Source organism: Pseudodesulfovibrio sp. 7M6, assembly GCF_050058625.1.
Lineage (GTDB): Bacteria > Desulfobacterota > Desulfovibrionia > Desulfovibrionales > Desulfovibrionaceae > Pseudodesulfovibrio > Pseudodesulfovibrio salinus.
This window is the reverse complement of the sequence record NZ_CP188816.1, coordinates 1,298,496-1,312,216: the sequence shown is the minus strand read 5'-3', so window position 1 is coordinate 1,312,216 and position 13,721 is coordinate 1,298,496. Positions and strand designations below refer to the sequence as shown.

The window sequence follows — 13,721 nt, the reverse complement described above, 5'->3', positions numbered from 1 at the left end:
GGGATTCTCCCCAGCCTGACCGGGGCCCGGGCTAGCCGCCCAGCCGGGTCAACTCCTTGCGGCCAAGTTTGGCGGGAGCGGAGTTCGGAAAATCTTCGGCAAGAGCCCGAAGATAGAAAATCGCATTGTCCGGGTCGCCGACACGATCATAGGACATACCTATCTTCAGCAATGCCGCCGCAGATTTGGCATGTTTGGGGAACCGGCCCGTGACTTCCTTGAAGGCCAGTATGGCCTGCGGGAAATTCTTTTGGGAGTAATAGGTCTCGCCCTTCCAATACAGGGCATTAGGCACCAAGCTGCTCTTGGGATACTTCTGGAGGAACTGGTCAAAGGCCCGACGTGCGTCCTCGAAATTACCCTTTTCATATGTGGCATAGGCTGCCTCATACATTTTCTGAGGCCCGACAGGCACGGCAGGGGCCGCTTCGGGGGCGGCGGCTTTGGGTTTGCTTGTGGCGGCAACGGTCGTATTTTTGCGTTCAATGACCTTGGGTTCCGGAATCACAGCTGGCGGTCCCGGCACCTTGTCCCAAGGTTTTGCCTCTTCACTTTGGGCAACACCCGGCGTTTCCTGCGCCTTGGCGGCTCCCCCCTCTACCCATTCTCCGTCATCGGGCTTCAGATCACTGGTCCATCCCTGCCTCTGCTGAGGAGCAGCCGCCATATCATCAGGGGTATCAGCTGCATTCTGGCCATTTTTGAGCGTATCAATGGCAGCTTGCATCTCATCCATTTTTTTCTCTACGGCTGCGGAATCTTCCGCCGACTTGTCTGCCTGCCGCCGCTGTTCTTCACGAAAATTAAGAAAACTCTCCTCCAGGCTCTGGATTCGCCATTCAAGGCTGGCTTTTGCTGTGGAGTCCTGTTGGGTCGCCGTGCAGCCCGCCATTACGGCGACCAGCACGACAAACAGGAAGAGTTTCAGGTATGGCATTCGATGAACTCCCATCTCATTTTACTGCGTTTCATGAGGAATAGGCGATAAGGGGATTTTTTGCAAGAAATCCTGAACCTCCACATCTTGGCGAACCCGGCCCAAACCTTGCGCGCGGCTCGATTTTCAGGCAAATAACCCACGCGGAGGCCTTCAGGCCGCCGTGAATCCAATTCGGAGAACGAATGCCATGAACAACCAGGAAACTTTGATGCTGGCAGCCATGTTGCTGGCTCCTGCCTTCTTCAGCCTGCTCGGCCTGGGAGCTTTCGGCAGCCCGATCGTCGCGGTACTCGGCGAACTGGCCGCAAAAACAAAAAAACGCATTTTCTATGACAAGTTCGGCCAGCAGACAGGGGCTATGGGCCGCATCCTGCTCTTACTGCTCATTCTGATCTGGGGCGCAGCGGGCGCCATCATCTACTACCGTTTTCCACAGATGATCCAGAGGATCACCAACCCCGATACAATTCTGGTGCAGGCTGCAATTGCCACCGCCGTCTTTCTCGTCGCCGGACTGATCCATTTCCTGACATGGAAGGCCATGCGCTCCGCCAAGGGACTGCATATGGCCATCGGGGCTGTAGCCGCCATAGCCGCCGTAACATCACTTGCCCTGGCAGTGCCTGCCAAACTGCTGCTGAACCGTCCGGAGGAAGCCGGAGCGTCACTGTTCGGCCATCCAATGGCTCTCCCCCTGGCAACCATGTATGCGCTTTTCGCCGTTGCCGCTGCTTCCGGTCTGGCCTGTGTCTACCTTGTATTCAGGCGCAATAGGGACGACTTCGGTCGTGACTACTATAATTTTTCTCTGCCTCTGGCCGCGCGTTGGGCCGTTATCCCCATGCTGGGCTTCCTTATTTGCCAGGGCTGGCTTTTCGCCGTCCTGCCGGAAGCTTTCAAGACCATGACAATGGGAACCCCTCTGTGCTGGGTATGGTTGGGTGTCGCCATTCTTGCCGTAATCTGCATCGTTCTCTGGATTTCGGTTGCCAGAAGCAAGACGCCGCTGCGCCTCAAGGGACTCTGTTTTCTGGCGCTGGCCCTGCTGTGGGCCATGCACACACTAAACATGACCCTGTTCGTCAACTTCATGTCCATGATCTAAGCAAACCACATCAAAAAAATAAAAGGCCGGAAGGATATCCTTCCGGCCTTTTATTTTGTCTTAAAACAATGCTACTTGCCGTAGCTCAGGGCTGGCTGGGAAACAGATCCCTTGCGGCTAAGCTGGGTGGACAATGAATAGATTTCGTGGGGATCCAGAATCAGGACAACTGAGCCGTCGCCCATGATGGTCGCACCGGACAACCCCTTGAGATTAAAGTTGTTCAAGTACTGGCCGAGCGGCTTGATAACGATTTCCTGCCGCTCCAGCAACCGATCCACCACCAGACCGAGACGACGGTCATTGTCCTGAATGACAACCATGGGCAGCACATCGCGCTCATCCATTGTCTGCTCCATTCCGAGCAGTTCGGAAAGCTCGACCACACCCAGGACTTCGCCCCGCAATGTGACAGCCTTGCGATTGTTCACATCGGAAAGCTTGCTGGTTTCGATCTTGGTCGTCTCGGAAACCGCATCCAGCGGGAGGGCATAGGTATCGCCGCCCACCTGGACCATGAGCGCATCGATGATGGCAAGGGTCAACGGCAGGGTCAGGGTCAGCTTAGATCCCTTGCCCACTTCGGACTGGGTGTTGACGCTGCCCTTGAGGTTCTTGATGTTGGTTTTGACCACATCCATGCCGACACCACGGCCGGAAATATCCGTAACCTTCTCCGCCGAGGAGAAGCCCGGAGCGAATATCAAATCAAGAGCCTCCCGGTCGTCCATGGCATTGGCTTCATCCTGGGAAATAAGGCCCTTGCGAATGGCTACCTGCTTGAGCTTTTCCGGATCCATGCCCCGACCGTCATCCTCTACCTCAATGGCAACGGAATTCCCCTTGTGGTAGGCTCGCAGCCAGACATGCCCCTTAGGCTTCTTGCCTGCGGCAATCCGCTCATCTTCTTCCTCAAGCCCGTGATCGACGGCATTTCGCACCAGGTGCACCAAGGGATCGCCGATCTCTTCCACCACGGACTTGTCGAATTCCGTCTCTTCGCCTTCCATTATCAACTCCACCTGCTTGCCGCTCTTGCGACTCAGGTCGCGCACCAGGCGGGGGAATCGGGAAAACACGGTCTGCACCGGCACCATACGGACCTTCATGATGGTGTCCTGCAGATCATCGGAAATACGGGCCATGGCATAGGTCGTTTCCGTGAGCTGCTGAGCAACCACATGAACTTCCTCATGCCCTTCTTCCAGAGCGCGCGCGAGCATGGCGTAACGGTTTCTGTTGATGATCAACTCGCCGATGACATTCATGAGGTGATCCAGCTTGAGATGATCCACCCGGATCGTGCTGGAGACCTTGGGTTTCTGCGCAGCCTGAGCGGCCGAGGCGGCCTTGGCCACCGGAGCTGCAGGCTTTGCCGCCGGTTTCGAAGCCGCGGGCTTCGGGGCAGCCGGTTTCGGAGCCGGAGCAGCGGCCTGAGGCTTTGCTGCCGACTTGGGCGCTGCGGGAGCAGGCTTGGGTGCCACAGCCGGGGCAGGCTTGGATGCTGGGGCCACACTCGGAATCTTCACGTTGACCGTGGGGTCTTCAAGAGACTCACCAGTAATCTTCTCAATGGCCTGCAGCAACATATCCTTTAAAATAGCAAATTCCTGATCAAGGATGTCCAGCATCAGGCCGAAGTCCATGTCGCTCTTGCGTCCCTGATCCACCAGACCAACCGTCCGGCCTGCGTATTCCTTAATCTCATCCAGCCCCATGTATCCGGCGGAATTCTGGATGGTCTGAAATGCCCGAAAGAGACCGTCCACGATTTCTTCCTGGCCGGGATCCTTACGGAGCATTCCAAGCGCAACAGCCACGCCTTCGAACTGCTGCTTGATGGTCTGAACAAAAAGGGCCACGTCTTCCGGGTCATAGCCGGAAGCGGCTTCCGCAGGTTCCGGCGCCGAAGCGGCGCTTTCCGCCGGGGCACTCGCCCGGGGCTCCTCAGGCGCGGCAGGAGCAGACGCTCCCCCCTTGTCCGCAGACAGGATTCCCTGTACGGCGGCCACATTGCCGTCCTCGGTAACCTTCTGCAGCAACTGAGCCATCACACTGGTATCAACGGGGGAAACCCGACCGGTTTCCACATCCACCTTGGACACGAGGTCCTCAATAAGATCAACGGCAGCTAACAGCAGGTCGATAAGTCCCTGGCTGCACTCCATATCACCTTTGCGCACGCGATTAAGCAGCGTCTCGGCCTCGTGGGTCAGGGAGTTGAGCTCCTTGAATCCTATAATACCGCTGTTGCCCTTGAGATTATGAAAATACCTGAAGGTATCGTTGACCAACTCATCGTTGCCATCAACTTCCCCTTCCAAGGCCAACAGACAGCGATTCAAATTCTCGATGATTTCGTGTGCCTCTTCCAGAAAATCAGCCAGATGCCCCTCTCCGACCGTAGTCAGGCCATAGGGAGTATCGTCGAAATCAGGGTCCGGTACCGGCTGGAACGCGGGAGTCATATCTGCACCTTCGGTCACATCCGCCTGGACGGCGGGCTCTTGTTGCGATTCGATGGATGCCGCCGTTTCCACAATCTCGGATTCAGCAGCTACGGGTTCCGGGTCTGCGGCCATCCCGGTATCTGGAGCAGAGGAGGCATTATCGGCTTCGGCCCCACAGGATGCATTATCCTCGGAAAGTCCGCCCGCAAGTGCCAACTCGATCTGCTCAATGATCGGGGCTGTGTCCACATCCCCTTCCGTGCCGCTGTTTTCCAGATTATCCACCATGACGCGCAAGGCATCCGTGGCGGAGAGGATAAGGTCCATTATCCCTTCGGTAACATGCATGGAACCCTGGCGAAGTTCATCCAGGATGTTCTCCGCCTTGTGGGCAAGACCGTTTATTTTATTGAGACCGAGAAAGCCCGACGCCCCTTTGAGAGAATGCATGGGACGAAATATTTCGTTGAGCAACCCGAGATTGTCGGGAGCCTTCTCAAGTTCGAGCAGGTTGGGTTCGATGGTCTCCAAGTGCTCTTTTGCTTCAACGAAAAATTCGGATAATATTTCCGGATCAAGAAAATCCTGGTTCATCAACTACCTCGGGATTATCTACCGCCCCGCGCTTCGCCATGGGCAGCGTTATATCAAATCGTAATCCACATGTAGCACACCGAAACTAGCCCAGCAACATTTTGACGTTGCGCACCAGCTTTTCCGGCTGCGCCGGTTTGACCATGTACAAATTGGCGCCGACAGTCAAACCGGTATGTATATCCTTGTCCTGTCCCTCGGTGGAGAGGACGACTATCGGAATATCCTTGTATGCTTCCTGCTCACGGACCGTCTTGATAAAGGTCAGACCGTCCATGCGCGGCATATTGACGTCGGAAACAATCAGATCGACAACAGGCGAACTGTACAGCTTTTCAAGGCCATCCAGACCGTCCTCAGCCGTTGTCACCTTGAAGCCCTCTTTTTTCATAATGAAGGCGACCAGGTTTCGCACCGTCTTGGAATCATCTACGATTAGAACATGTTTAGCCATGTTACCCCCTCACTGCATTTGACGTGGTCACGGGAAGGACAACAACCTTCGCCTCCACCATCCGTTCGGGCCCTGCGCACAACCTGCGCTCCCCCATTTCAAGTACCGCCGATCCCAATTCCTATTCTTCCTTCTTGTAGATGATCGCCCCGGGAAAATGGATGGGCTTGAAGGCGCGCGTGATGTTGTGCAGCGACTCGGAATGCCCGATAATGAGGTATCCCCCCGGCAAGAGGTTATCGTAGAAAGCATTGATAACCTGCTTTTTCATGGCGTCGTCAAAATAGATGATAACATTTCGGCAAAAGACAATCTGCGACCGCTCAACCCGCTTAAGCTGCATCTTGTCCTTGAGATTGATCTGGCCGAAAGTAACCAGCCTCTTCACTTCGGACTTGATCTTGTTGGTGCCGTTCTCCATATCGAAGTAACGACCAGCCACTTCCTTGGGAGTACTGCGAAGAGTGTAGTCGTTGTACACGCCCCGGCGCGCAGATTCCAACACTCGTTCCGACAGATCGTTGGCCGTTATCCTGATGTCCCAGGATGCGACTTCGGTCTTGAGCATTTCATGAATAATCATGGAAATGGTGTACGGCTCTTCGCCGGTAGAACAACCGGCAGACCAGATGCGCAACCGCTTCTTGTCCGCATTAGTGCGGAGAACTTCGCTCAACACCTTTTCCTGAAAGACCTGCAGCTGCGGAGGATTCCTGTAAAAGCTCGTCTCATTGGTCGTTATGACCTCAAAGAGCTTTTTCATCTCCCGCGTCTTGCCCACATCGTATTTCAGGAAGTTGTAATATTCTTCAAAATCGCGAAGGTTCAACTGCTTGAGCCGGTTCCCCAGCCGATTCTCCAGCAGATACTTCCGGTTATCGGCAATATAAATGCCGCATTGCTCGTATATGAAATCCCGCAGGTTGGCGAATTCCTGATCCGAGATTTTGAGTTCCTTTCCCAGGGATATGGTCTTTGAGAACAGAGAAGCCATTGATTCAGTCTACTCCTGAGACTCTTGTATACTGGCGATGGCCTCTTCGGCCGCGCTCACCAGTTCATATTCATCGCTGTTGGTTACTTCCAGCAACGCTCGGAAGGCGGCAGTGCCGCCTATGGCGCCAAGTGCCTCGATGGTCTTGATCACCAGAAAGCGGTTGGGGTTGTCCAGCAGTTCGATCAGGCGAGGAATCGCCTCATGGCTTCTGCGGTCGCCGAGGGCGCCTATGGCACGAATCTTAACCCAGTCGTCCTCGTCGCTCAGCGAATCTATCAAATGCGGCACAAAATCATTGCCGAAATACTTGCCCATGATTTCTATAACCGTCAGCCTGACATCCTTGCTTTCATCATTGAGCTTGGAAAGCACCAAAGAACGCCAGCGGTCGGTTTCCCCGGACGCTGATGCCAGCGACTCCACCGCCACTTTTCTGATATCCGGAATCTCGTCTTCCAAAGCATGGGTCAAAATGTCCAGATTGGCTGCGGCATCGAGCTTGCCCAGGGCATACACGGCCATCAGCCGATCAACGGGTTCGTCGCTGTCCGACATGGCGACAAACCGCTCCCGCACTTCTTCGCCGCCAATGGCGATACACGCCTCAAGCGCGGCTTCCTTCACATCATCATACGGATGATTGAGCAAGGGAAAGACCCTGCTGGCCACTTCCGGCAGACGAAGCTTCTCCCCCAACAGATAGACAGCGCTTTTCAACACCGTACCATCCGTATGCTCATCAAGAATCTTGATGAAAAAGTCCTTGTTGTTGATGGTACCCCGCGATGCGGCCACCCCGACTATCTGCCTCTGGATGGGCAGAGGCACTTTCCAGAACGCATCCATCAGGATGCCGCAGACCTCCTGCCCAGTTTCGCACTGGAAGGGAGAGACCTGCGAAAAGACCTGGACCGCCACACGGGCCCGATCCTGATCCTCCCCCATCAGTCCTTGCTTGAGAGCCTCCGTAACCCCAATCTGGGCCAGGTAGCCTATAATGACTGCCAGCCGCTCATGGTCACGGTCCTGATCCAGCCTTCCGGCGATTTCCAGGATACCCTGGGACGCCTTTTCGCCACCCACATAGGCCAGGCCCTGAATAGCGGCATCCTGAACCTCGTCGTCCTCGTCCCGCAAGGCGACCAGCAAGTACTGCCGAAATTTTTCCCGCTCATCCGGTTTGAGCAGCGTCAGAGACTTGCCGCCCAGAATCTTCACGACCGCAACCACGATCTTGTTGCGCAGTGCAGTGGGCGATTCGTCCATCCGCTTGAGCAGCATGGTTACGGCCTTGACGTTGCCCATCTCCCCCAAGGAATCGATGATCATGGAGGCAACCAAATCGGAAGCAGAGTCCAGTGCCTTGACCAGGGCATCCACCGAGCTCGAATGGCCGATTTTCGTCAGGGCCTCGATGACCGAGTACTGAACCCACTCCTCGTCGTTAATAGCCTTGTTCAGGCATGACGAAGCTTCCGGCTTGCCCAGTTCCCCCAGGCTGACGGCGGCCTGATACCGCACATTGACCTCGGGGTCCTTGAGCAGCGCATTGCAAAGGGGCTCCACGGCCAGCACATTATCGGTGGAGCCAAGAATATCAGTGGCGAAGATACGAATATCAGCGTCCTCATCGTGGACGAGATCTATAAGGGTAGGCAGGTCCTGGCAACCAACCTCGCGCAGAATATCCATGGCCAGATTACGCACCGGGGCGTCATCGGAACGCAGATACGGGAGAACCGCACGCACAGTCTCCTTGCCGCCTATCTTGCGCAGAGAGCTGTCCGCAGCTTCCTGAATCCCCAGATGGTTGGTCTGCAGCAGCTCGGCCAACAGGTCAACGGCTTCGACACAGTTATGCTCGCCCGCCTTGAAAGCGCCATCCCGGATAATCTCGTTATCGCCGCTTTTCAGCAGATCAAGATACTTTTCGCATTCCGTCATACGCTCTGGTCCCCCCTTCAAAAAAACGGCCAACCCCGGCCTATTTATAGAGATTGGCAAAAATGGCGGCAGCCATGTCGTCGAGATCGACAATCTCGTCGGCCAGCTCTGCCTCCACTATGGCCTTGGGCATGCCGTACACGACACAGGTGGAATCACTCTGCGCCAATGCTCGCCCTCCCTTCTCCTTGAGTGCACGGATGCCCTCGCAGCCGTCGCTGCCCATGCCGGTCAGGATTACACCCAAACCGCGTTTGCCCACAGCAGCTGCCACGGAGCCTATGAGCACATTGGCCGACGGTTTGTAAAGTGCATCTTTTGGTTGGTCGGTGACGACGATCTCGATCCGGCTCACTTTCTGGTCCAGCACGATATGCCTGCCGCCGGGAGCAACAAAGGCGTGCCCCGGTTTCAGCACGTCACCATTTTCCGCCTCCTTCACCGTCAATTTGCTCACGGAATCAAGCCGCTTGGCAAAAGGACCGGTAAAGGCCGCAGGCATATGCTGGGCTATGACGATCCCGGCAGGGAAGTCCTCCGGCAGCGAAGAAAGGATTTTCTGCACCACAGGCGGCCCCCCGGTGGAAACGCCTATGGCCACGACATCATGAACGGGACGACCGCCAACCGTCGGCCGGAGCCGCAAGGAGGGACGTTTCGCTTCGGGCCGACTCGTCACAGGCGCGGCAGCCTTCCTGAACCGGAAATGCCGCATCCGGCGAGTGGCGACTGTCTTCACCCGTTCGATGAGATCTTTTTCAATCTTGATGATATCCAGAGAGACCTTCGAGAGTTGCTTGGGGATAAAATCGACAGCTCCAAGCTCCATGGCCTTGAGGGTCGCCTCGGCTCCTTCCGTGGTCAGGGAACTGACCATGATGACGGGCCTTGGAGACTCCATCATGATATGACGAAGCGCGGTCAGGCCATCCATACGAGGCATCTCGATATCCATGGTCACGACATCGGGGCTGAGCTTCCGGACCATTTCCAGTCCTTCCTGCCCGTCTCGGGCTATGCCGACGACCTTAATCTCCGGGTCCTTATCGAGCATCGTGCTGATGGCCTTTCTCATGAAGGCGGAATCATCCACGACTAAAACAGTAATCACTCATCCATCTCCTTCGGGCATTCTCAGTACGCAAACCACTTGAGTCGAGAGGTCGACAACAGAATCATTCACTTGCGTCAGAGCAGTATGTAGCAAGGCAAAGTCTTCAGAAGGAATTATTAAATTAAATTCGTTGATAACCATTCTAGGCAGATTCACCCACTTTGTCTATCGTCTAGCGATTAAGTTGATTTTTTACCTTGCCTTTTGAAACCCACTGGGCTAAACACCCCTCTCACGCACACGGGATGTGGCTCAGTCTGGTAGAGCGCTGCGTTCGGGACGCAGAGATCGGAGGTTCAAATCCTCTCATCCCGACCAGATAAAACAGGCACTTACGAATACTTTTCGTAAGTGCCTTTTTCTTTTGTCACATGTGCTTGTCACATTTTTTTCACAACAGCCTCAATAAATGCCAACATTATAGGAAGATACAATGGTTAAGCTTTGCACCTTGAACGCAGCGATCGCAGAGGAAGACATCATCGCTAAAATCATATAATAAAAGCAATCATAATTGAAATAGGTGGATCATGACTGCTTTCGACAGACACCAAGCATTTTCTATAGAAATAACTGAAGGCACAGGCCGACTTACTCATATGGTGCAATCAGGTGATGTATTTGAAGTATTCAAAGAAGACTGCATCGTTCAAATTACCACTCCTGAAGTCATCGATCCCGACAATACCAATCCTCAACTTCCGCCAAACAGGAAACTGCTCTACTCTGAAATCGGCGCTAGTAACTGCATTGTTGCAAGAACATTTTTACAAGCAGACAAACTCTGTGATGATCTTCTTGTTTCGAACAAAATCAAAAAGAAAGATGCACTTGAAATTTTAAGGGAAAGTAGAGACTCTCTCATCAATGCATATAACATCGCCTTTGAAATAGCATATGATGTTATGAAGTTTAGTAATGAATACCTCTCAAAATCCTCTTCATCAACCCAATGTATTATCATTCCACACATTGAAAATCTTTCAGATAAAGCTCAAAGTTTCTCAACATGCATCAAAAGGTGCCTCCAACGATTTGGTGACCTTTTCAACTTAGTTTTTGGACAAAACTTTAGTGGCCATCACTACCATACAATTAGAGAGTTTATCGGTACAGAATTTGGTAAAGACCACATGCTCTATGAAGTATTGCATCGACATGAAGATATCCTTAATCGGCTTATAAAAATGCGAAATGCTATTGAACACCCCCAAAAGTCAAACAAACTGGTAGTCAACAACTTTACAATGAACGCCCAAGGAGCACTTGTAAAGCCATCGTGGCAACACTTACCACATGGAAAAGAGTACGATATTGACTGGGAGATGGGGGCAATTGTTGAATGTGTTGTAGGCTTCATTGAAGTCTCCACCCTACACATACTACTAACACAAACAAGCTGGCCACACGGATTCGCCATTAACTCTATTGACGAAGAAAACCTAGATTGGGAATGTCCAATTCATATTGCAGCGACCCCCTTGTTACCTCCTGATTGGCCTAAACCTAATTCAACAAAGTAAAGTAATAAATCGAGAGAAATACGCAGTGATACTGCTTTTATCAATCACAAATTCAAAACAATTTGATATGCTAACATACCAAATTTATGAAGAACAACTCATAGCTCTGTCACATTTCTTGTCACATTTTAGACCCATTTTACGGGTATTTTTCATGTGACGAACAAAAATAAATTCAATGATTACAAAAGATGCAGCATAGCCCATTTCGTTCGGGACGCAGAGATCGGAGGTTCAAATCCTCTCATCCCGACCAGACAAAATAGGCACTTACGATAATAATCGTAAGTGCCTTTTTCTTTTGGGCGTATGGGCAGCTGCACTCCCAAACCTCAACCAAACATATTTAGCAAGCCACTCTGTTGATCCAGGCAGAAAATCGAAAAGGATTTCCGCGCAGAAAAGCTGAAACTGTTCTGTATTTCCCCTTCCCGTCACTCAGCGCCCTGACCAGGCTCCAAAACGGGATTTTCCAACGTATCTCTAAACGCCCCCCCCATAGTAGTTTCCCCTATCAGACCTCTCAATCATTCGCAGCCAACTCCCAATTCATTTTTCAAGTTCACGGCAGGATATCAGACCATTTCGCAGAACAGGCCGATCTCAATGCCATTGTCACTACATCTTTTGCTTTAATCCGACATCTGGCGTGATTACCGGCGAGGTATGAAAAGCCAAGACGTGCCAATAATGCATACTCTCCAGCTGCTGACCAAAGCTCTTGAAGTATAGATACGAGAACGCTTTGTCGGCTATGGGAAAATCCCCTTCAGATTATCCCAATAGTCTTTGAAGCTGTGCCCAGTCTGTAGACCGGCGCTCCTCACGCAATATTTTTTTGAGGCTGAAGTAAATTATCCATTAAAAATTTTAAAAAAATTATTCACTCCGCCCTGTCTCCCAAAAGAGATATCGCTTCCACCTCGAATTACCTACCAAATCCGTATGTCTTTAAGCCACCAAGGGCACTATTCCGAGCGATGCAATTCACCCTTCAGCCTATGGTTCCAGCTTGCGGAAAAGAGTACATCTCAAATTTTTCCCAGAAAGCAAAACACTGACTTTCGTTTGCTGATCACCTTTTATTACAGCACATTAAACATAGCAACTATCATTCATTCAGGGCGGTAAAACCCCCTTGAAGAGTCCTGCATTATAAATGTGCGAAGAATCACAATCGACGTTTGACATGCTATCTCAGTTTCTGTAGATGCCATTCCTCAGCGCGGGAGAAATCGCCTCCCAAGCGCGCCTTTAGAGGAAATAACGGGACGAACGAAAACCGGATTTGAATTGCCTCCCAATCTCAATTGGGAAATATCGCACAAGGGTGCACGGGCCGCAGAATGAAAGTCTCTGCGATTATGGCATCTTTCATCCCACAGTGAAATGTTACTGCCCCTCCAAGTTGCAACTCTATATCCACTGACTAACCGCGTCCCGGTCCTCTTTGTCTCGGGAATACGAGCCACAGCGATTAAAAATGCTACGTGCCCGAGAAAACGCTCTGAAGTGTCGCCATGACCTCGCGGCTATTCCTCCTCCCAAAACGGGCTTTAAGGAGGACTGGCAAAGTCCGGAACCGCAGGAAAGACGAAAGGTGTACCGACCGAAAAACCGGTCCCAACCAGTTACAGAAATGAATGGAATAAATACAATGGATAATACTCAGAATTTCGGAGCTCCCATGCTCTCCGTCCCGGCCCCCAGTCCCAAAGTTGAACATTTCATCCCCCAGCAGGATGTTTGTGCCAAGGAAATCGACTTTGTCGTCGATAACGGCAGCATCGACTACGTCAGCTTTGTCGGTGGATGCGAAGGTAACCACAAGGCCATTGCTTCCATGGTCGAAGGCATGAGCGTCGAGTTCGTTCTGGACCGGTTCAGCGGCATTACCTGCGGTTCCAAGAGCTCTTCCTGCGTGGACCAGTTCTGCCACGCCCTGCGCAAGTACCTGGAGAAGGAACAGTCCAGGTAGCCCCTTCCCGGTATTCCTCAGAAATTCACGAAAAGAAAAAGGGACAGCGCAAACCGCTGTCCCTTTTTTATTGCACTTAATCCCGCCAACAACCCGGCTTAATGCTCATGGTAATAGTCATACAAGACCTTGACCAGGGTCTCCAGCTTATCCACGGGTTCCATAGACGCGTTCTGCTTGCATTTCATGGCACCGACCATCACGGCATGATGATCCTTTAGCCGCTTCACATAATCCTTCTGATCCGCCTTGACCCGCTGGGTCAGAAAGTAATCGGAAATAGTCCGGATAATACGCTCCGCATGCATCTCTTTGGTATTCACCCAACGAACAAACTGCTGACGGGACTGCACGTCCGTCTTGCCGTTGAGTTCGCCAAGCTCTGTAACAGCCTTACGGATAGTGGCAACGTCCTCAAGCATGGCCTCAACCCGTGCGTGATCGTCATAGATTCCGCACGGCACTTGGCAGTGAGCCTGAGCGCCTTTCGGCACAAGCCACAACAACCCGACAATCAAACCAATAAATAACCCAAGTTTTCGCATTATTACCTTCCCTTTTCTTGGTTGATCCCTCTTGTTCATACAGCGTAGGACACATGAGCCAGAGACTTACGATAATA

At 52.4% G+C, this 13,721-nt stretch carries 10 protein-coding genes and 1 tRNA gene; 4 read left to right on the top strand and 7 right to left on the bottom strand.

Going from position 1 to position 13,721, the window contains the following annotated elements:
- Positions 1–31 precede the first annotated feature (31 nt).
- Positions 32–937 (bottom strand): tol-pal system protein YbgF, encoded by a 906-nt coding sequence (gene ybgF, locus ACI0FG_RS06215; protein WP_419787685.1) that lies wholly within the window; start codon positions 935–937, stop codon positions 32–34.
- A 190-nt stretch (positions 938–1,127) separates the two neighbouring features.
- Here ybgF and ACI0FG_RS06210 point away from each other — a divergent pair, with 190 nt between their 5' ends.
- A complete protein-coding gene (locus ACI0FG_RS06210) occupies positions 1,128–2,045 on the top strand; it encodes a hypothetical protein (RefSeq protein ID WP_419787684.1) in 918 nt (305 codons plus the stop codon).
- Between the two features lie 71 nt (positions 2,046–2,116).
- Here the strand turns inward: ACI0FG_RS06210 and ACI0FG_RS06205 are convergent, their stop codons facing one another.
- The 5 genes from ACI0FG_RS06205 to ACI0FG_RS06185 all read right to left on the bottom strand — a co-directional run bounded on the left by ACI0FG_RS06205 (position 2,117) and on the right by ACI0FG_RS06185 (position 9,595).
- Positions 2,117–5,089 carry a chemotaxis protein CheA gene (locus ACI0FG_RS06205; RefSeq protein WP_419787683.1) on the bottom strand — a complete coding sequence of 991 codons (2,973 nt, stop codon included), beginning with the start codon at positions 5,087–5,089 and terminating at the stop codon, positions 2,117–2,119.
- An 85-nt stretch (positions 5,090–5,174) separates the two neighbouring features.
- Positions 5,175–5,543, bottom strand: coding sequence for a response regulator (locus tag ACI0FG_RS06200; protein ID WP_419787682.1), 369 nt, complete (start codon positions 5,541–5,543; stop codon positions 5,175–5,177).
- Between the two features lie 121 nt (positions 5,544–5,664).
- Entirely contained in the window at positions 5,665–6,537 is an 873-nt protein-coding gene (locus ACI0FG_RS06195; RefSeq protein WP_419787681.1) for a CheR family methyltransferase, read from the bottom strand.
- Between the two features lie 9 nt (positions 6,538–6,546).
- The gene (locus tag ACI0FG_RS06190; RefSeq protein ID WP_419787680.1) at positions 6,547–8,484 is read right to left on the bottom strand and encodes a HEAT repeat domain-containing protein; all 1,938 of its coding nucleotides are present in this window, start codon (positions 8,482–8,484) and stop codon (positions 6,547–6,549) included.
- A gap of 40 nt (positions 8,485–8,524) precedes the next feature.
- Positions 8,525–9,595, bottom strand: a complete 1,071-nt coding sequence (locus ACI0FG_RS06185) for a protein-glutamate methylesterase/protein-glutamine glutaminase (RefSeq protein WP_419787679.1) — start codon at positions 9,593–9,595, stop codon at positions 8,525–8,527.
- 244 nt (positions 9,596–9,839) lie between these two features.
- On the opposite strand from ACI0FG_RS06185, the gene ACI0FG_RS06180 reads away from it, so the two are divergent.
- The 3 genes from ACI0FG_RS06180 (at position 9,840) to ACI0FG_RS06170 (ending at position 13,099) form a co-directional block, all read left to right on the top strand.
- Positions 9,840–9,916, top strand: a tRNA-Pro gene (locus ACI0FG_RS06180).
- Positions 9,917–10,128: 212 nt separating this feature from the next.
- A complete protein-coding gene (locus tag ACI0FG_RS06175; protein WP_419787678.1) occupies positions 10,129–11,121 on the top strand; it encodes a hypothetical protein in 993 nt (330 codons plus the stop codon).
- Positions 11,122–12,778: 1,657 nt separating this feature from the next.
- Positions 12,779–13,099, top strand: coding sequence for a TIGR03905 family TSCPD domain-containing protein (locus tag ACI0FG_RS06170; RefSeq protein WP_419787677.1), 321 nt, complete (start codon positions 12,779–12,781; stop codon positions 13,097–13,099).
- A gap of 98 nt (positions 13,100–13,197) precedes the next feature.
- On the opposite strand, the gene ACI0FG_RS06165 is transcribed toward ACI0FG_RS06170, so the two are convergent.
- Positions 13,198–13,644, bottom strand: a complete 447-nt coding sequence (locus tag ACI0FG_RS06165) for a superoxide dismutase, Ni (RefSeq protein ID WP_419787676.1) — start codon at positions 13,642–13,644, stop codon at positions 13,198–13,200.
- Positions 13,645–13,721: the final 77 nt, after the last annotated feature.